The following is an 18,611-nucleotide window of genomic DNA, read 5'->3' on the forward strand; positions in this document are numbered from 1 at the left end:
CCATGGGCTCAGTTGCTCTTCACCGCATAGTCAGGCTTCTTGTCGTTGCCGGCGATGAAGGGGCTCCACGGCTGGGCGCGGATCGGGCCTTCGGTCTGCCAGACCACGTTGAACTGACCGTCGGCCTGGATCTCGCCGATCATCACTGGCTTGTGCAGGTGATGGTTGGTCTTGTCCATGGTCAGGGTGTAGCCCGACGGTGCGGCGAAGGTCTGGCCGGCCAGGGCTTCGCGGACTTTGTCGACGTCGGTGGACTTGGCTTTTTCCACGGCTTGCGCCCACATGTGAATGCCGACGTAGGTGGCTTCCATCGGATCGTTGGTCACCGCTTTGTCGGCGCCTGGCAGGTTCTTGGCCTTGGCGTAGGCTTTCCAGGACTCGACGAATTTCTTGTTCGCCGGGTTATCCACGGACTCGAAGTAGTTCCACGCCGCCAGGTTGCCCACCAGTGGCTTGGTGTCGATGCCGCGCAGTTCCTCCTCGCCCACCGAGAACGCCACGACCGGCACGTCGGTGGCTTTCAGGCCCTGGTTCGCCAGTTCTTTATAGAACGGCACGTTGGAGTCGCCGTTGACTGTGGAAATGACTGCGGTCTTGCCGCCAGCCGAGAACTTCTTGATGTTGGCCACGATGGTCTGGTAATCGCTGTGGCCGAACGGGGTGTAGACCTCTTCGATGTCTTTGTCTGCTACGCCTTTGGAGTGCAGGAACGAGCGCAGGATCTTGTTGGTGGTGCGCGGGTAGACGTAGTCGGTGCCCAGCAGGAAGTAGCGCTTGGCACTGCCACCTTCTTCGCTCATCAGGTATTCCACTGCCGGAATCGCCTGTTGATTCGGCGCCGCGCCGGTATAGAACACGTTTGGCGACATCTCTTCGCCTTCGTATTGCACCGGGTAGAACAGCAGCCCATTGAGCTCTTCGAACACCGGTAGCACGGATTTACGCGACACCGACGTCCAGCAGCCGAATACCACCGCGACTTTGTCCTGGGTCAGCAGTTGACGGCCCTTCTCGGCGAACAGCGGCCAATTCGACGCTGGGTCCACGACCACCGCTTCAAGCTTCTTGCCGTTCACACCGCCCTTGGCGTTGATCTCATCGATGGTCATCAGCGCCATGTCCTTGAGGGACGTCTCGGAGATCGCCATGGTGCCGGACAGCGAATGCAGGATGCCGACCTTGATGGTCTCGGCGGCCTGGACGGTCCAGGCCATGCCCATCGCGGCAATGCTTGCCGAGAGTGTAAAAGCCTTGATCAAGCTACGACGCTTCATTGTGCGATCTCCGTGGACTTATGAATTTTTTTGAGGGCAGATGCAAACGCTGAAAGCGCTTTTGCAAGGGGTGTGCCCGGTCGGAAAAAAGGCCCGGAAACAGGGGGGTGGTGGGGGGAGGGAAAAGCGTGGTGCACCATGAGTGATCGCGTCATGGGGTTTGGTGCGAGGGATGCGCCACATTGGAGCGCGGGGTTGAAGCCTTGCCGAGACTCTGCTTGTGAATACACCCTGTGGCGAGGGAGCAAGCTCCCTCGCCACAGGTTGGAGTCAGTCTCCTTTTTATCGGCGGCGCATCAGGCCGATGAAGAACAACCCGCCGATGGCGGCTGTCGCCACACCGATCGGCAAGTCTTCCGGCGCGATCAAGGTCCGGGCGGCCACATCCACCCACACCAGGAACAGGCTGCCAAGCAGCACACAAACCGGCAGCAACCGACGATGCTCTGCACCCACCAGGCGCCGGGCAATGTGCGGCACCATTAGCCCGACAAAACCAATCGAACCGCTGATGGACACCAGCACACCGGTCATCAGCGAGGCGATCAAGAAGATCCACAAGCGCACCTTCGCCGCGTTCAGGCCCAGGGTCACGGCGGTCTGTTCGCCGGCCATCAGCGCGTTCAGCGGACGGGCCATGCCCAGCAGCAACACCAGCCCCAGCACCACACTGGCCGCCGGCACCGCAAGCAGTTCCCAACGGGCCAGGCCCAGGCCGCCGAGCATCCAGAACATCACCGCCGAACTGGCGCGATGGTCACCGAGGAACAACAACAGGTTGGCCGCCGCCATCATCACGAAGGACACCGCCACGCCGCACAACAACAGGCGATCACTTTCCAGACGACCCTGGCGGGCAGCGATGGTCAGCACCAGCAGCATGCTCAACAGCGCACCGATGAACGCCGCCAGCGGCAGGGTCAGCAGGCCGACAATCTCGCCGACATGCAGCACCACGATGACCGCCCCCAGCGTCGCGCCAGAGGTGACGCCCAGCAGGTGCGGGTCCGCCAGCGGGTTGCGCGTGACTGCTTGCAGCACCGCACCGATCAACGCCAGCCCGGCGCCCACCAGGGCACCGAGCAGCAGGCGCGGCACGCGGATCAGCCACACGATGTGTTCCTGGCCAGGCGACCAATAGGCGCTGCCGACACCGAAGGCCTTGTTCAACAGGATGTCCCAGACCACGGCCACCGGCACCCGCGCCGGCCCGAAGCCCAGGGACACCACGCACGACACCAGCAGCAGTGCACCGAGGAACATCAGCAGGGCGCCGTAGCGACGACCGTTCATTGGCCGTGAAAACCCTGCGCCAGGGTTTGCACCGCCAGCACGTTATCGATGCCCGGCGTGGCCTGGACGTAGGGGATCACGATGAAGCGCCGATGCTTGATCGCCGCCACCGACTGCAGGGCCGGGTTGTTCAGCAGGAATTGTTGTTTCTGCTCGGCGCTGACTTCGCCGTAGTCGACGATCACGATCACCTCGGGGTTGCGCTCCACTACGTTCTCCCAGTTCACCCGCGTCCAGCTGGTTTCCAGGTCATCGAGAATATTGCGTCCGCCGGCCGCGTCGATCAGCGCCTGGGGCATGCCAAGACGGCCGGAGGTCATGGCCCGGTCTTCGCCGCTGTCGTAGAGGAATACGCGGGGTTGACCGGGCGGCAGGTGCTTGCGCACTTGCGCCACTTGGGCCTGCATCTGGGCGATCAGTGCGTTGGCACGATCCTGCACGTCGAAGATCTTCCCGAGGTTGCGCAGGTCGTTGTAGGTATCCTCCAGTGAGGCCGCTGGACGCTTCATCACGAACGCGCAGGATTCGCTCAGTTCGTAGACATTGATGCCCAGCGGTTGCAGGGTCTGCGGCGTCAGGTCGCCGCCCACGCGCATGCCGTAGTCCCAACCGGCGAAGAAGAAATCCACGTTGGCATCGAGCAGGGTTTCCACCGACGGGTACTTGGCGGCCAGTTCCGGCAGGCCATCAAGGATCTTCGCCATCTCGGGCGTCACCGATTTCCAGCCACTGATGCCGCTGTAGCCGACCATGCGCGGCTTGAGGCCCAGGGCGAGCATCATCTGGGTCATGTTGATGTCATGGCTGACAGCGTGCCGAGGTGCCTCGTTGAACACCACCTGGCGGTTGCAGCTCTGGATTGTCAACGGATAGTGGGTGGCTTCGGCCAAGGCATGGGCGCTGCCCAGCAGCAGGGGCAGCAACAGCAGGGAACGCAAGGTCATGGTTGGGTTATCCAGGTGATTCGTGGGTAGCCGGACAGCGGGTGTTCATCCACCAGGGCTTCGATGCCGAACACCTCGCGCAACAGCTCGACGGTCAGGACGTCCCTGGGCGTGCCGCTGGCGACAATGCGCCCGTGTTCGATCACGTACAGGCGGTCGCAGAAGGCGGCGGCCAGGTTCAGGTCGTGAAGGCTGGCAAGGGTGCCGATGCCCAGGCCCTTGATCAGTTGCAGCAATTGCAATTGATAGTGGGGATCGAGGTGGTTGGTCGGTTCGTCGAGGATCAACAACTGCGGTTGCTGGGCCAGGGCCCGGGCGAGGATCACCCGTTGCTTCTCACCACCCGAGAGGGTCGCGAATGCATGGTCGCCAAAGCCTTCAAGGCCTGCCGATGCCAGGGCTTGGCGCACAAGCCGTCGATCCTCGTGATTGTCGCCGTCGAACAGGCCTTTATGCGGTGTGCGGCCCATGGCGACCACTTCTTCCACCGTCAGGCCGAAGGCGTCGGGAAACTCTTGCAGCACCACGGCGATGCGTTGGGCGCACCAGCGCGAGGACTGTTGCCAGACGTTGTGATGGGCAAGCTTTACCTCGCCCTGTTCCGGCCGGCTGAAGCGATAGGCGCAGCGCAACAGGCTGGTCTTGCCACTGCCGTTGGGGCCGATCAATCCGACAAACTCCCCGGCCGCCACCTGCAACGTCACGTCACGCAGCTGGAACTGGTGATGACAATGGCCATGGCCCAGGGGTGTCCAGGCGAGGTGGGAGAGGGTTAGAGAGGTCATGCGTACACTCAATTATTGGGCCGAAACACAATCCCATTGTGGGAGCGGTGTTCACAGCTCGAAAGGCGGGCGCGATTGTAGAGGTTTCGCGCCGCCTTCCGTTAACGCACTGTCTTCAGTTTGAAGATGAGGCAATCTCAGGCTGGCGATTGAGCCGGGTGACGAGCCGATCCAGCAACCACACCACCACCAGCGACGCCCCCACCATCGGAAACACCACCGCCAGGGCCAGCATGATGAACACCCCGGTCTTCCACGTCGGCAAGTCGTGACGCAGCGGCGGTACGCCGAACTTGCCTTCTGGCCGGCGCTTCCACCAGATCACCAGGCCACTCACGGCGCTGAGCAGGATCATCAGGCAAATCAGCAGCACGATGATCTGGTTCAGCGGGCCGAACATTTTGCCTTCGTGCAGCATTACCCCGGTTTCGGTGGCGCGAGCCACGACGCCGTAATGCTCCCAGCGCACATCGGCCAGGACCTTGCCGGTGTATTGGTCCACGTGCAGGGTGGCATCGTTGCGCGGGTCGTCGGCAAACACGGCGACGGTGAACACGCCGGTGGACGTGGTCGGCAGGGTGATGCTGTAGCCGGGCGTGACCTGGCGTTCGGTGGCGATGTCCTGCACCGCTTGCAGGCTGACAGTCGGGGCGGCGGGGCCTTCGTGCATGCCGCCGTGGCCCATGTGCTCGGCATGGTCGCCGGACATCGGCATCGGTGTGTTTTCCACGGCCCACGGCACGGTCTGGCGATGGGCGTTGTTGAGGCTGCCGGCCTCGACGTCGGACTTGGGCACGTCATTCCACATCGCCGCCGGGAAGCGGTTCCAGAGGTTGGCGTATTGCTTGCCCCAGAAACCGGTCCAGGTCATGCCGCTGAGCAGCATCACCAGCAGCAAGGCTGCGCCCCAGAAACCGACGACCACGTGCAGGTCACGCCAGAACAGCCGACCGCGGGCGCTCCAGCGCGGCCACAGCACGCCGGCTGACGATTGCCCACGGGGCCACCACAGGTACAGCCCGGAGACCACTAGCACCACGCCCCAACCGGCGGCCATTTCCACCAGCCGGTCACCGACAGTGCCGATCAGCAGTTCGCCGTGGATGGCCCGGGCCATGGCTTGCAGGTTGTTCTTCGCATCCTGCTCGCCGAGGACATCGCCATGGTACGGGTCGATGAACACGTTCAGTTCCCGACCCTGGTCGATCACCACGAATTGCGCGCTGCGCTCGGCATTGGCCGGTGGCAGGTACTGTTTGACCTGGCCTTCGGGGTAGGCTTGGTGGACCTGCTTGAGCAAGTCGTCCGCCGCCAGGGTGTGATGCCCGGCGGGTACATTCAGCAGGCTGCCGTACATCAGGGGATCGAGCTGTGGCTTGAACAAATAAATGATGCCGGTCAGGGACAGCATCACCATGAACGGCGCCACGAACAGCCCGGCATAGAAATGCCAGCGCCAGGCCAGGTTGTAGAAATTGGGTTTCGGTTGGCTCATCAGAAAGCGCTCCGCAGGGCAAATGTGATCGTTATGTTTTTTGCGGTTTGGGCAAAGCCTTGTTTGGACACAAAACCTGTGGCGAGGGAGCTTGCTCCCGCTCGGTTGCGTAGCGACCGCATCAAAGAAGGACTGCTGCGCAGCCCAGCGGGAGCAAGCTCCCTCGCCACAGGGTCAGGTGTCAGGCCTTGCCTGCGATGGTGTTAGAAACTCATGTCCACCTTGGTCCAGAGGGTGCGCCCCGGTTCGTTGATGGCTTGCGGGTCGCTCGCCGGGTAGCCGAACCCGGCGTTACCGGCCAGGTTCAAGTGCTCGGCATAGGCTTTGCCGAACAGGTTGTCGACGCCGCTGCTGACCTTCCAGTGTTTGTTGATGCGGTAGGCACCGTTGAGTGAGAACACGCCGAAGCCCGAACTCTTGCCGTAGTCTTTGCCGACCACGTTGCCTTTGTTCTCGTCGACCCGGTGCTGCGCTGCCACCACACGCCACAGGGCGCCGGCGCTCCAGCGATCTTCGCTGTAGGTCAGGCCCAGGCGTGCGTCCAGCGGCGGCATTTGCGCCAGGGCGCTGCCGTCGCTGCTGTTCTTGCCCCAGGCGTAGGCCAGGGTGGCGTCGGCTTTCCAGCGCTCGCTCAGCTTGTAGGCCGCGCCCAGTTCGCCGCCCATGATCCGCGCATCGATGTTCTCGGCCCGGGAGGTGGTGCCCATCATCCCGGGGGTGTAGTCGAACAGGATGTAGTCGCGCACCTGCCCGACATAAGCCGACGCCCAGGCTTCGAGGGTTTCGGTCTTGTACTGCAGGCCGAAGTCGAGCTGGGTGGTTTTTTCCGGCTTGATCGCGTCGAAGGCATTCAGCGAGCCGCTGGGGCCGACGTTCGCCGAGAACAGCTCCCAGTAGTCCGGGAAGCGTTGTGCGTGACCCACGCCTGCATAGAGGGTAGTGGGGCTGTCGTCCAGGTCGTGTTCGTAGCGGACAAAACCGCTGGGCAGCGTGTCGGCACGGGTGTCATCGGCGGTGGGGTTGGGGCGGGCCGACATACCGGAACCGAGGCTCTGGCGGTAATCCTTGGCCGAGGCGCGGTCGAGCCGGGCGCCGGTGATCACTCGGTCGCGATCGGCGGCGTACCAGGTCAGTTCGCCGAAGGCACCGTAATTGTGGAAGTCGGCGTCCTTGGTGTACGGCAGGTCCTTGTAGGTGTCGACGCCCATGCTGCTGCGCTGGCGATGCTCGTTGGTCTGGGCGTCCAGGCCGCTGATCAACTGCACATCGGCCCAGCGCCAGGTGGCCTTGATACGCGCACCCAGGGTGCGGCGGTCGACGTTGGAGGCCATGGGCCCGGCCATCATCCCGGTGCCGGATGGCGTGCGCAGGGTGTAGTTGTCCATCACATGGTCGGCGTAGTTGTAGTAGACCTGGGCCTCGACCTTGTCCAGCACCTCGCCGATGTTCGAGCGCTCGAAACGCAGCCCGAGGCTTTCGCGCTTGAACTGCGAGCCGTCCATGCCACGCCCGGCGTAGCGCGCTTCACCGTCGCCCTTGCCGGCCGTCAATTCCAGCAGGGTATCGGCGTCCGGGGTCCAGCCGAGGGTGACGTCGCCGTTCCACTTGTCGTAGCGCGACGGCACGCTGTCGTTGTTGCCATCGCGGTAATCGTCCGAGTGGGCGGTGTTGCCGATCACTCGTACATACCCCAGCGGCCCACCGGCGGCGGCATCCACCACTTTGTCGAAACGGCCGTTGGAGCCGGCCAGCACACTGGCGTTGACCCGGGTGCCCAATTCGCCGAACTGTTCCGGCTCGCGCTCGAACAGCACGGTCCCGGCCGATGCGCCGGGGCCCCAGAGCACGGTCTGCGGGCCTTTGATGACGGTGAGTTTGTCGTAGGTTTCCGGCGAGATATAGGACGTCGGCGCGTCCATCCGGCCAGGGCAAGCACCCAACAGCATGCTGCCGTTGGTGAGGATGTTCAGCCGCGAGCCGAACATGCCGCGCAACACCGGGTCGCCATTGGTGCCGCCGTTGCGCACCAGGGCGAAGCCGGGGATGGTCTTGAGGTAGTCGCCGCCGTCACTGGCCGGCACCGGTTGACGCGGGTCCTTGGGGTTGGTGACGACAGTCAGGGGGGAACTGGGGGCGATGGCGGTGATGACCGTCGGGCTCAGCTCTTCTACCTGATGGTCGTGATGGTCGTGTTCATCGGCGAGTGCGTAGGGTGTGAGCAGCAGGCCGCACAGTGCGGCGATAGTTTGGCGTAAACGAACCCGTGGTTCGTTCAGGGGGCAGCGAACCTGGGCAGAGCCCAAAGCGGTGCCAGCAGAAAACCTGGACATGATGATTCCATCGAACAGACGTAGACGACACGGTCGGGCAGCCTAGTGGCATGTGTGGCTAGTTTGTTAGCTCAAATTCGGATGCCAGAAGTTGACTAACACAACTAGCTACACATGCCACTGAGGCTGTCTTGTGCGACCGGGTTGGGTAAGTGTCGGGGGTTACGCGTCGAGGGGCGGTGCGCGGGTACGGGCACCCGGGAAAAACGCGGGCCGGGCATGGCCCAGGCGTGGGGAAGGACTGGTGTAGGTGTTGGTGTGGGGTGTGACGAAGACCGCGAACGTGTGACCGCCAGGCAGCGCGGGGCAATTGAACAGCAGGTTGCAATAGCCGCACTTTTCCCACAGTGCGTGGTGTTCGCTCTGGGGCGGGCAGTGTTCGTCGGCTGATGCCTCATGTTCGGCGTGGGCTCCCGCCGGCATGTCCATGCTCATGTCCATCGACATGCTCATGCTCATGCTCACAGGCATGCGCTGATCCATCGGCATCGACTGAGAAATCAGTGGACCGATAAAGATCATCAACATGGCGAACAGGCTGATCCAACTGCCGCGTGCCAGGCTCAAGGGCTGGCGGCGGGGTATGGCGGACCTGTTGCGAGGAAGACCCATGGGCAGGTGCTATCAGTGCATGTGCATTTGGGTTTTGCTGCCGTCGGGGGCTTTTTTCTGCACCGCAACGTCGACCGTGACATCCCCCGCTTTTTCGAAATGCAGGGTCATGGTAAAGCGCTTGCCATCGCTGAGCAGGCTGCGGTCCTTCAGGCCCAACAGCATCACGTGATACGCCATCGGCGCGAAGGTGACGGTCGCACCGGGGGCGATATCCACGACGGGCACCGGTTGCATTTTCATCAGGTCGTTTTGCATCACATGCTCATGGAGCTCGGCCTTGCCAGCAATCGGCGAGTCGACGCTGAGCAGCTTGTCGGCGGTCGTGCCGCCGTTGTGAATCACGAAATACGCGGCCACGGTCGGTGCGTTGGGCGGCAACTCCTGGGACCACGGATGGGCGATCTCAAGCTCGCCCGCCTTGTATTGGTGCGCTTGGGCAAAGCCGACGGGAAGCAGCAGGGCAGCCAGCAGGATAAGTCTGTTCAACATGGGTGATTCTCCAGAACGATTCGAGGCGCAGTCTTGTGCGGAAAGAATCAGGCCAGAGGCGAGGCGCGGGGGTTGAGGCTTGGCCATTGCTGGCGTGGCGTGGGGCTGTCGAGCTTGGAATGGGCAATGCCGCGATGGTGGGGCCGAGCATCCAGATACAACTGCGGGGCATGGCCGGTGAGCGCCACCAGCGACGCGGAGCCGGCGCAGCACCAGCAATGCTGCATCGTCGAGTGAGTGTCCTTCTGCGGCGTGCCCTGCTCGAGCTTGCCCAGGGACACCGCGACCATTTTCGTGCCGCTGGACGAGCAGAAACTGCCCCACAACAGTTGCTCGGCTGGCGAATTGGCAGTCGCGCCACCGCTGTTGGAAAGCGGCATGGCAAGCATGTTGAACAGCACTGCGAAGCAGGCGATCCAGGCAAATGCAAGCCGTTGTCGGGACATGGGCGAATCCGCTCGGTTGGGCGATCAAGTGGCGGTATTTAGCCTGATCGAGGTTGAGAAGTAAAAAAGGCGCATGCGGTATAGGGTCGCAGGGTTTGCACTAACAGTAGCAACAGTTTTTGTAAGTGGATGCTTTCGTGGCGAGGGAGCTTGCTCCCGCTGGGGCGCGAAGCGGCCCTGAATATCAAGTTGCGAGGTGTGTCAGGAGAATGGCGGCGATCCTTTTTGGGGCTGCTGCGCAGCCCAGCGGGAGCAAGCTCCCTCGCCACGGAGAATGTTGTTGATCAGTCGATATTCGATTGTTCCCAATCTGCATCGTAGTCCATCTGTGTCATATCTTTTGCCCGAGCGATATCGTCAAGGGATGCTCGAATCAGTACTCCGTCCCCCGTGTCTTCTTCGAGACAAGCATCTAGATAAGCCTGCGTAGTTTTTGTGGCGAGGGGATTTATCCCCGCTGGGCTGCGAAGCAGTCCAAAAAAGCCGGCACCTCGCAGCATCAGCCTAACCCCGTGCTGTCGTTCAGGGGCTGCTATGCAGCCCAACGGGGATAAATCCCCTCGCCACAGGGCGGCGGCTGTACGCAGGTTAGTCGACCGGGGAGTCCAGCATTACCGGCGCGCCCGAGGGCGCCCTGCGCACAACCACCATCAAGTGCAGGAGTGGATACCTGACTGGACGGAGCTTGTGAACCTGCTGAAACCACCGAGCGACTAAACCCGATCACTGAAGGGCAGTGACGGGAATCAAGTTACCGGCGGCCTCCAAGGCGCACAAGCCGGCGGATTCTGGCGAAGTTGTAGGCTGCGGCGCAAGACGATGTAGCCTGCTGTCGTAGTTCCTACGGGACAGGGCTGTAGGGATATGTAGGCCTTCAGCGTTGCAGCAAAAAAGACTGTCAGACCAGATGTCGCAAGCTCTGCAATACCTCATCCACGGTCCCAAACTCCCGATCCACCTCCGCCAACACCGGCCGCTGCAAAATCAACACCGGCACCCCCCGCTCCCGCGCCACCTCCAGCTTCGGCTCAGTCGCCGTGCTGCCGCTGTTCTTGCTGACCAACACATCGATCCGCCGACGCTCGAACAGCTCGCGCTCGCCTTCGATGTGGAACGGCCCGCGGGCGCCGATGACTTCGCAGCGTTCATTGCCGGGATAAATGTCCAGGGCGCGCAGGGTCCAGAATTGCTCTGGCGGAATTTCGTGCAGGTGTTGCAGTGGTTCGCGGCCGAGGGTGAACAACGGGCGGTGGAAGGGTTTCAGGGCTTGGATCAGTTCGGCCCAATCGGCCACTTCGCGCCAGTCATCCCCGGTCTGGGGTTGCCAGGCCGGGCGACGCAGGGCCCAGCAGGGGATGGCGCAGGCGCGGGCGGCGCGGGCGGCGTTGTGGCTGATCTGGGCGGCGTAGGGGTGAGTGGCGTCCAGCAGCAGGTCGATGCCTTCGGCGTGGATGAAGTGCGCCAGCCCTTCGGCGCCGCCGTAGCCGCCGACGCGCACCTGGCAGGTCAGGTCGGTGGGGACGCGGCCGATGCCCGCCAGGCTGTAGATGTGTTGGGGGCTGAGGGTGCGGGCGATGGCCAGGGCTTCGGTGACGCCGCCCAGCAGGAGGATGCGTTTCATCGAAGCTCTCCGGCGTGGCCGACAATCCCGCCCTGGCGATCGATGGCGAAGACTTCGACCTGGACCTGGGCCGGCACCACGCTGCGGGCGAAGGCCAACGCGTGTGCGCACACCGCGTCGCCGAGGGCGATGCCAGCGGCGCTGGCCATTGCCAGGGCTTGCTGGCTGGTGTTGGCCGCGCGGATGCCTTGCTGCAACGCCTCATCGGCACCGATAGCGGCGGCCCACTCGGCCAGTTGTGGCAGGTCGATGCTTGAGTGACGGCTGTGCAGGTCCATGTGGCCGGCGGCGAGTTTGCTGATTTTGCCAAAGCCGCCGCACAGGCTGAGTTTTTCCACCGGGACCTTGCGCACATGCTTGAGCACGGCACCGACGAAGTCGCCCATTTCGATCAGGGCGATTTCCGGCAGGTTGTAGACCCGACGCATGGTGTCTTCGCTGGCGTTGCCGGTGCAGGCGGCGATGTGCAGATAGCCGTTGGTTTTTGCCACGTCGATACCCTGGTGGATCGAGGCAATGTAGGCCGCGCAGGAGAACGGCCGGACGATGCCGCTGGTGCCGAGGATCGACAGGCCGCCAAGAATCCCCAGGCGTGGATTCATGGTTTTCAGCGCCAGGGCTTCGCCGCCCTCGACATTGACCGTGACCTCGAAGCCGCCAGCATATCCGCTGTCTTGCGCCAGACGGGCCAGGTGATCGTTGATCATCTTGCGCGGCACCGGGTTGATCGCCGGCTCACCGACCTCCAGCACCAGGCCGGGGCGCGTCACCGTACCGACGCCACGACCAGCGACGAAACGTACACCGGGCTCGGCGATCAAGCGCACCTGGGAAAACAACAGGGCGCCGTGGGTCACGTCCGGGTCGTCGCCCGCGTCCTTGATCGTCCCGGCTTCGGCACCTTGTTCGGTCAGCCGGCAGAACTCCAGGCGCATCTGCACGTGCTTGCCCTTGGGCAGTACGATTTCCACGGCATCGGCTTCGGTGCCGCGCAGCAGGAGTCGAGCGGCCGCCAGGCTCGTGGCCGTGGCGCAACTGCCGGTGGTCAGGCCGCTGCGCAAGGGGGCGGGTTGTTCGGCGGTTTCGTCACGCATCGAGAGGCTTCGTCAGGTCCAGCAAGGTAATCGGCAAGGCCTGGCGCCAGGTGTCGAACTCCCCCAATGGCTGGGCCTGGGCGATGTGGATCCGGGTCAGTTCACCGCCGTGACGTTCGCGCCAGTGCATCAGGGTCGTTTCGCTTTGCAGAGTCACGGCGTTGGCGACGAGCCGGCCGCCGGGCTTGAGTTGAGCCCAGCAAGCCTCAAGCACTCCTTCACGGGTAACACCGCCGCCGATGAACACCGCGTCCGGCCGCTCCAGGCCTTCCAGTGCCTGTGGGGCTTTGCCGCGAATCAGCTGCAGGCCGGGCACGCCGAGGCTGTCGCGGTTACGTTCGATCAAGGCCTGGCGACCTTCGTCGGCTTCGATGGCCAGGGCCCGGCAACTAGGGTGGGTGCGCATCCATTCGATGCCGATGGAGCCGCTGCCAGCACCGACGTCCCAGAGCAGTTCGCCAGGGGTTGGCGCAAGACGGGCGAGGGTGATGGCGCGCACGTCGCGTTTGGTCAACTGGCCGTCATGTTCGAACGCGCTGTCCGGCAAACCGGCCAGACGAGACAGGCGTAACGTTGAAGGTTCGGCCCGGCATTCGATAGCGATCAGGTTCAGGTCGGCGACGGTGTCATCGGACCATTGCGCGGCGCAACCGTCGATCCGTCGTTCTGCCGCACCGCCCAAATGTTCCAGCACGGTCATGACGCTCGGGCCGAACCCCCGCTCGCGCAGCAACGTCGCCACGGCGGCAGGGCTGTGACGGTCATTGCTCAGCAGCAACAGCCTGACGCCTGTGGATAAATGAGCGCTGAGTGCCGCCAGGGGACGCGCCACCAGCGACAGCGTGACCACCTCCTGCAACGGCCAGCCCAGGCGCGCCGCCGCCAGTGAACAGGAGGATGGCGCCGGTATCACCCGCATCTGGTCGCCAGGCAGCTGTTTCGCCAGGCTCGCGCCCACGCCATAGAACATCGGATCGCCGCTGGCCAGCACACACACCGACTCGCCCTGTCGTGCCAGCAGCGGTTCCAGGGAAAACGGGCTGGGCCACAATTCCCGTTCGCCGCGGATGCACACCGGCAACAACGCCAGTTGCCGATCGCTGCCGACAATGCGTGACGCCCCCAGCAAGGCATGGCGTGCCGTCCGGCCCAGGCCCTTGAAGCCGTCTTCGCCGATGCCCACTACGGTCAGCCAGGGTGTCATCTGTGTTCCTCGAATCGATGGGGTTGATTCCCGGGGGCCTATGCCCGCGAACCGGGCCGCCATCATACCGCGCCCCTTCACTTAAGACTTGTGTGAGTCATTGTGGCGAGGGAGCTTGCTCCCGCTGGGCTGCGCAGCAGCCCTTTTTGTGAGCGCTCGCACTGGAGCGCCAGCCCGGTCAAGCGGGAGCAAGCTCCCTCGCCACGGGCTCATCTACTTTCAGTGAACAACATTGCCTGTCGTCCGCAATCCGACCGGCAAGCTTTTCATGACCCCCGGCAAAGCAGGCATAATGGCGCTCCTTCGCCGTCGTGGCGTGCCTTGTCTAGCGGTTATCCCTTGAACGAACGTCCATCAACCAACGTCATACGCCCCTCGGGTTGTCCGGGTTTGTTGCGTGTCGTCCAGGCATTGGACGGTGGAATCTGTCGGATCAAGCTCGATGGCGGCTCCATCCGGGCGGACCAGGCCGACGCCGTGGCGGCCGCGGCCGAGCGGTTCGCCGCTGGCGTGATCGAGGCGACCAACCGTGGCAACCTGCAAATCCGTGGCATCGGTCCTGAGCACGGCGCGCTGATCGAACAATTACTGGCCGCCGGGCTTGGGCCCCGAACCCCGGCTGGCGATGACGTGCGCAACCTGATGCTCAGCCCCTCAGCCGGGATCGACAGGCAGATGTTGTTGGATACTCGTCCGTTGGCCGCGCAGATCCTTTTCACCCTGCAAACCCATGAGCGCTTCCATGAACTGTCGGCCAAGTTCGCCGTGCAACTGGACGGTGGGGAAGCGCTGGCGATGCTCGAGCATCATCATGACCTGTGGCTGTCGGCCCTTGTCCATGAAGGCGAACCCTGGTTGGTCTTCGGCCTGGCTGGCTCGCCGCTGGATGAGCCGGTGGGCAGGGTCCCGATGGCCCAGGGGCATGCATTGGTGGTGGCGGTGCTGGCGTTGTTCCTCGACTTGGCCCGCCCGGACCAGACACGCATGCGTCACCTGTTGAGTGAAATCCCCACGGATGAGTTCATGGCCCGGTTGGCCGGTCGCGTGCCGCTGCACGCTTGTCGCGATTGGCAACGGCACGCGGCCACCGACGGACTGCACATCGGTGCCCATGCCCAGCACGACGACCGCGTCTATGTCGGGGCTGCGGCGCCGCTTGGCCGTCTCGACGCGGACATGCTGCGCGGGGCGGCGCAATTGGCGCGGGAGAAGGGCGACGCCAGCCTTCGTTTCACGCCGTGGCAAAGCCTGCTGCTGCCCAGCGTGCGCCGCGAGGAGGCGGACGAAGTCTTGGCGGGGTTGGAGGGCCTGGGCCTGTTGTGCTCGCTCGATCAACCCCTGGCGCAGCTCATCGCCTGCACCGGCTCCAGTGGCTGTGGCAAAGCCCTGGCCGACACCAAGGCCGATGCCCGCCAACTGGCCGAGCTGCTGCAACGCCAGGGCCAGACCCTGAAAGTCCATCTGTCGGGCTGCCCGCGTTCCTGCGCGGCAGCCCATGTCGCGCCTGCCACCTTGCTGGCGGTCGCCCCCGGTCGTTATGACCTGTATTTTCGCGATGTCACGCTGCCGGGTTTCGGCGCGTTGCAGGCACACAATCTAACTATTGAAGCGCTCGGCCACTGGCTCGACGCTCGCTCCCGGAGCCCCCTTGATGCTTGATTACATCCGCGACGGTCAGGAGATCTATCGCAACTCCTTCGCGATCATCCGCGCCGAAGCCAACCTGGCGCGCATTCCGGCCGACCTGGAAAAACTCGCAGTACGCGTGATCCACGCCTGCGGCATGGTCGAGGCCATCGATGGCTTGCAGTTTTCCGAGGGCGCAGGCACGGCCGGGCGCCAGGCGCTGGCCGCCGGTGCGCCGATCCTGTGTGATGCGCGGATGGTCTCCGAAGGCGTGACCCGGGCTCGCCTGCCGGCCAACAACCCGGTGATCTGCACCCTGCGCGACGAAAGCGTGCCGACGTTGGCCCTTGAGCTGGGCAACACCCGTTCGGCCGCCGCCCTGGAGCTGTGGCGCCCGCACCTGGAAGGCAGCGTCGTGGTCATCGGCAACGCACCGACCGCGCTGTTCTATCTGCTGGAAATGCTCGATGCCGGCGCACCGAAACCGGCATTGATCCTCGGCTTTCCGGTGGGCTTCGTCGGTGCCGCCGAGTCCAAGGCGATGCTGGCGGCCGACAGCCGTGGTGTGCCGTTCGTGATCATGCAAGGCCGTCTCGGCGGCAGCGCCATGGCCGCCGCGGCCGTCAATGCCCTCGCCACGGAGATTGAATGATGCAGCAGCCTGGACGTCTGATCGGCCTCGGCGTGGGCCCCGGTGACCCGGAACTGATTACGGTCAAGGCCCTGCGCCTGCTGCGCGAATCGCCCGTGGTGGCGTATTTCGTCGCCAAGGGCAAGAAGGGCAACGCCTTCGGCATCATCGAGGCCCATTTGCAGGACGCGCAGACATTGCTGCCATTGGTCTACCCGGTCACCACCGAGGTGCTGCCTGCGCCGCTGTCCTATGAACAGGTGATCGCCGATTTCTACGACACCGCCGCCGAGCAGATGGCCGTGCACCTGGATGCCGGTCGCGACGTGGCGGTGATCTGCGAGGGCGACCCGTTCTTCTACGGCTCCTACATGTACCTGCACGATCGCCTGGCCGAGCGCTATGACGCCGAGGTCATTCCCGGGGTGTGCTCGATGCTCGGCGGCGCCTCGGTGCTCGGTGCGCCGTTGGTCTATCGCAACCAGAGCCTGTCGGTGCTTTCCGGCGTCTTGCCCCACGATGATCTCAAGCGTCGCCTGGCCGACGCCGACGCGGCGGTGATCATGAAGCTGGGGCGCAATTTCCCCAAGGTTCGCCAGGTGCTTCAGGAACTGGGCATGGACGGGCGAGCGCTGTACGTCGAGCGAGCGACCATGGCCAATCAGAAAATCGTGCCGTTGGATGAAGTCGAGCCGATGTCTTCGCCGTACTTCTCGTTGATCATCGTGCCGGGCGAACGGTGGCAGGGTTGATGGCCGCCAAGACGCCGGCCATCGTCATCCTCGGCCCCGGTAGCCTGGCAACCGCCCGACGGATTCAGCAGCGTTACCCCGACGCCCTGATCCATGGCCTGGCCGGACGGGTCGAGGGTGATCGGCAATACCTTGAGTTTGGCGCGACGATGCGTGAACTCTACCAACAGGACACGCCGATCATTGCCTTGTGCGCGGCGGGTATTGTCATCCGTACCCTGGCGCCGCTGCTGCTGGAAAAAGGCGCCGAGCCGCCGGTGCTGGCGGTGGCCGAGGACGGCAGTGCCGTGGTGCCGCTGCTGGGCGGCCTGGGCGGGGTCAATGTCATGGCCCGCGAGATTGCGCAGACGCTGCATGTCGCGCCGGCGATCACCACCAGCGGTGAATTGCGGTTTGGTACTTGCCTGCTCAATCCACCGAGCGGCTACAGCCTTGGCGATCTGGAGCAGGGCAAGCGTTTCGTCTCCGATCTGCTCGCTGGCGAATCGGTACGCATCGAGGGGGCCGCGCCGTGGCTGGACCAGGCGCAGTTGCCCGAGGATGAACAGGCCCGGCTGGCGATCCGCATCGACAGCGCCGCGGGCACGCCTGCGGCGGATGAGCTGCGTATTTATCCGCGCAATGTCGTCGTGGCGATCAGCGCGGGGGCGTCGCCGGCCATTGGCGAGACTTTGCGTAAGGCCGACCTCGCCGTGCAGTCGCTGGCATGCCTGTTGGCGGCGGACAGCGACATGGCCCGGCCAGAGTTGCATGAAGCCGCATCGGCCTTGAACGTGCCGCTGCGTTTCGCGCCGGTCGCTGGTGACGTCGGCCAGTGGCTGAGCGAAACCCTCGACCAACCGGCGTCAATTCGCATATTGGGCGAGCATGCCGTCGCTGTGACCGAGCAGCCCCTCGACCCTCGACAGGTCGGCCGCCTGCGCGGGCGCCTGGCGGTGATCGGTCTTGGCCCAGGGGCGGCCGAGCTGATGGTGCCGGCGGTACGCGCCGAACTCGACCGCGCCACCGATGTGCTGGGCTACGAAACCTACGTGCGCATGGCCGGGCCGTTCCGGGCCGATCAGGTGCAGCACTGCACCGACAACCGCGAGGAAATGCAGCGCGCCCGCCATGCCTTCGAACTGGCGGCCCAGGGCCGCTCCGTGGTGGTGGTGTCATCCGGTGACCCGGGCGTGTTCGCCATGGCCGCCGCTGTGCTCGAAGCGTTGCACGAATCGACGGATGCCCAATGGCACGCCGTCGACCTGCAAATCCTTCCCGGCGTCTCGGCCTCCCTGGCCACCGCCGCCCAGGCTGGGGCGCCGCTGGGCCATGACTTTTGCGTGATGTCGCTGTCGGACAACCTCAAGCCCTGGTCGATCATCGAAAAACGCCTGGACCTGGCCGCCGAGGCGGATTTGGCCCTGGCGTTCTACAACCCGATCTCGCGCTCTCGACCCTGGCAATTGGGGCGGGCGCTGGAAATCGTCGCGCACCACCGTACGGCGCAGACGCCGGTGGTGTTGGGACGCGACATCGGACGCCCGGGCCAGACACTGCGCGTCACGACGCTGGGGCAGTTGACCCCGGATCAGGTGGACATGCGCACCATGGTGCTGATCGGCTCTTCCACGACCTGTGTCTTCCCTCGTGCCGAAGGCGGCGACTGGGTGTACACACCGCGCTGGTACGGCAGTAAACCGCTCTGATGAACTCCGGTGGCCTGCCTGGGCCACCGCTTCCTGATTCCCGCCCCTGAGTGCACCCGGGTATCGGTCTGCGTGCCTGTATCCGTTTTTTTCGGAATGTAATAAGTCCTGACGTTAGTTGGCTGATTTATTGGCTGCAGGTCGAAAGTTCTAATGTTTCGAATGCCAAGTTGTGAGGAAATAAGATGAACGTTCGCCGCTGGACATTTATTGAATTCCTTAGTGGTTGAGCGCGGTCTTGATGAGGGTTATGTTCGTTTTGACTTTGCGGGTCGTCATGACCCTGGATAAGGTCAGTTAATTAATCAGACCACTGATTCATGG

The 18,611-nt window shown here is 63.8% G+C and carries 16 protein-coding genes and 1 pseudogene; 4 read left to right on the forward strand and 13 right to left on the reverse strand.

Annotated features, from left to right (window positions below; translation table 11 throughout):
* Window positions 1–8: 8 nt before the first annotated feature.
* The 13 genes and pseudogenes from urtA to cbiE all read right to left on the reverse strand — a co-directional run bounded on the left by urtA (window position 9) and on the right by cbiE (window position 13,590).
* Window positions 9–1,274 carry an urea ABC transporter substrate-binding protein gene (gene urtA / locus BLU76_RS09265; RefSeq protein WP_063323138.1) on the reverse strand — a complete coding sequence of 422 codons (1,266 nt, stop codon included), beginning with the start codon at window positions 1,272–1,274 and terminating at the stop codon, window positions 9–11.
* A gap of 282 nt (window positions 1,275–1,556) precedes the next feature.
* Window positions 1,557–2,567, reverse strand: coding sequence for a FecCD family ABC transporter permease (locus BLU76_RS09270; RefSeq protein WP_092222474.1), 1,011 nt, complete (start codon window positions 2,565–2,567; stop codon window positions 1,557–1,559).
* Window positions 2,564–3,511: an ABC transporter substrate-binding protein gene (locus BLU76_RS09275; protein ID WP_092222476.1), complete on the reverse strand. Its 948-nt coding sequence runs from the start codon at window positions 3,509–3,511 to the stop codon at window positions 2,564–2,566. The genes BLU76_RS09270 and BLU76_RS09275 overlap by 4 nt, the downstream gene beginning before the upstream one ends.
* Window positions 3,508–4,296, reverse strand: coding sequence for an ABC transporter ATP-binding protein (locus BLU76_RS09280; RefSeq protein ID WP_092222478.1), 789 nt, complete (start codon window positions 4,294–4,296; stop codon window positions 3,508–3,510). Before BLU76_RS09280 ends, BLU76_RS09275 begins: the two co-directional genes overlap by 4 nt.
* Window positions 4,297–4,411: 115 nt before the next feature.
* Entirely contained in the window at window positions 4,412–5,791 is a 1,380-nt protein-coding gene (locus BLU76_RS09285; RefSeq protein ID WP_092222480.1) for a PepSY-associated TM helix domain-containing protein, read from the reverse strand.
* A gap of 203 nt (window positions 5,792–5,994) precedes the next feature.
* The gene (locus tag BLU76_RS09290; RefSeq protein WP_092222482.1) at window positions 5,995–8,121 is read right to left on the reverse strand and encodes a TonB-dependent copper receptor; all 2,127 of its coding nucleotides are present in this window, start codon (window positions 8,119–8,121) and stop codon (window positions 5,995–5,997) included.
* 162 nt (window positions 8,122–8,283) lie between these two features.
* Window positions 8,284–8,733 (reverse strand): DUF2946 domain-containing protein, encoded by a 450-nt coding sequence (locus tag BLU76_RS09295; protein ID WP_256572059.1) that lies wholly within the window; start codon window positions 8,731–8,733, stop codon window positions 8,284–8,286.
* 12 nt (window positions 8,734–8,745) lie between these two features.
* Window positions 8,746–9,225 carry a copper chaperone PCu(A)C gene (locus tag BLU76_RS09300; RefSeq protein WP_092222486.1) on the reverse strand — a complete coding sequence of 160 codons (480 nt, stop codon included), beginning with the start codon at window positions 9,223–9,225 and terminating at the stop codon, window positions 8,746–8,748.
* Window positions 9,226–9,272: 47 nt separating this feature from the next.
* Window positions 9,273–9,671: a DUF2946 domain-containing protein gene (locus BLU76_RS09305; protein ID WP_092222488.1), complete on the reverse strand. Its 399-nt coding sequence runs from the start codon at window positions 9,669–9,671 to the stop codon at window positions 9,273–9,275.
* 311 nt (window positions 9,672–9,982) lie between these two features.
* Window positions 9,983–10,093 (reverse strand): annotated as a pseudogene (locus BLU76_RS32265) (transcriptional regulator); the annotation flags it as partial.
* 476 nt (window positions 10,094–10,569) lie between these two features.
* Window positions 10,570–11,292: a cobalt-precorrin-6A reductase gene (locus BLU76_RS09315; RefSeq protein ID WP_092222492.1), complete on the reverse strand. Its 723-nt coding sequence runs from the start codon at window positions 11,290–11,292 to the stop codon at window positions 10,570–10,572.
* A complete protein-coding gene (locus tag BLU76_RS09320; protein ID WP_092147048.1) occupies window positions 11,289–12,386 on the reverse strand; it encodes a cobalt-precorrin-5B (C(1))-methyltransferase in 1,098 nt (365 codons plus the stop codon). Before BLU76_RS09320 ends, BLU76_RS09315 begins: the two co-directional genes overlap by 4 nt.
* The gene (gene cbiE / locus BLU76_RS09325; protein ID WP_092222494.1) at window positions 12,379–13,590 is read right to left on the reverse strand and encodes a precorrin-6y C5,15-methyltransferase (decarboxylating) subunit CbiE; all 1,212 of its coding nucleotides are present in this window, start codon (window positions 13,588–13,590) and stop codon (window positions 12,379–12,381) included. The genes BLU76_RS09320 and cbiE overlap by 8 nt, the downstream gene beginning before the upstream one ends.
* A 339-nt stretch (window positions 13,591–13,929) precedes the next feature.
* Between cbiE and cobG the strand changes: the two genes are divergently transcribed.
* Genes cobG through cobJ form a run of 4 tightly spaced genes read left to right on the forward strand, consistent with a single transcriptional unit; the run spans window position 13,930 to window position 18,287 of the window.
* Complete coding sequence (gene cobG / locus BLU76_RS09330) at window positions 13,930–15,249, forward strand: precorrin-3B synthase (protein WP_092222496.1); 1,320 nt, start codon at window positions 13,930–13,932, stop codon at window positions 15,247–15,249.
* Entirely contained in the window at window positions 15,242–15,868 is a 627-nt protein-coding gene (locus BLU76_RS09335; RefSeq protein ID WP_092222498.1) for a precorrin-8X methylmutase, read from the forward strand. Before cobG ends, BLU76_RS09335 begins: the two co-directional genes overlap by 8 nt.
* Window positions 15,868–16,599 carry a precorrin-2 C(20)-methyltransferase gene (locus BLU76_RS09340; RefSeq protein ID WP_092222500.1) on the forward strand — a complete coding sequence of 244 codons (732 nt, stop codon included), beginning with the start codon at window positions 15,868–15,870 and terminating at the stop codon, window positions 16,597–16,599. The genes BLU76_RS09335 and BLU76_RS09340 overlap by 1 nt, the downstream gene beginning before the upstream one ends.
* The gene (gene cobJ, locus BLU76_RS09345) at window positions 16,599–18,287 is read left to right on the forward strand and encodes a precorrin-3B C(17)-methyltransferase (RefSeq protein ID WP_092222502.1); all 1,689 of its coding nucleotides are present in this window, start codon (window positions 16,599–16,601) and stop codon (window positions 18,285–18,287) included. Before BLU76_RS09340 ends, cobJ begins: the two co-directional genes overlap by 1 nt.
* Window positions 18,288–18,611 lie beyond the last annotated feature (324 nt).

Origin of the sequence: Pseudomonas sp. NFACC08-1 (genome assembly GCF_900106735.1) — a bacterium.
In the GTDB taxonomy this organism is placed as follows: Bacteria; Pseudomonadota; Gammaproteobacteria; order Pseudomonadales; family Pseudomonadaceae; genus Aquipseudomonas; species Aquipseudomonas fluorescens_Q.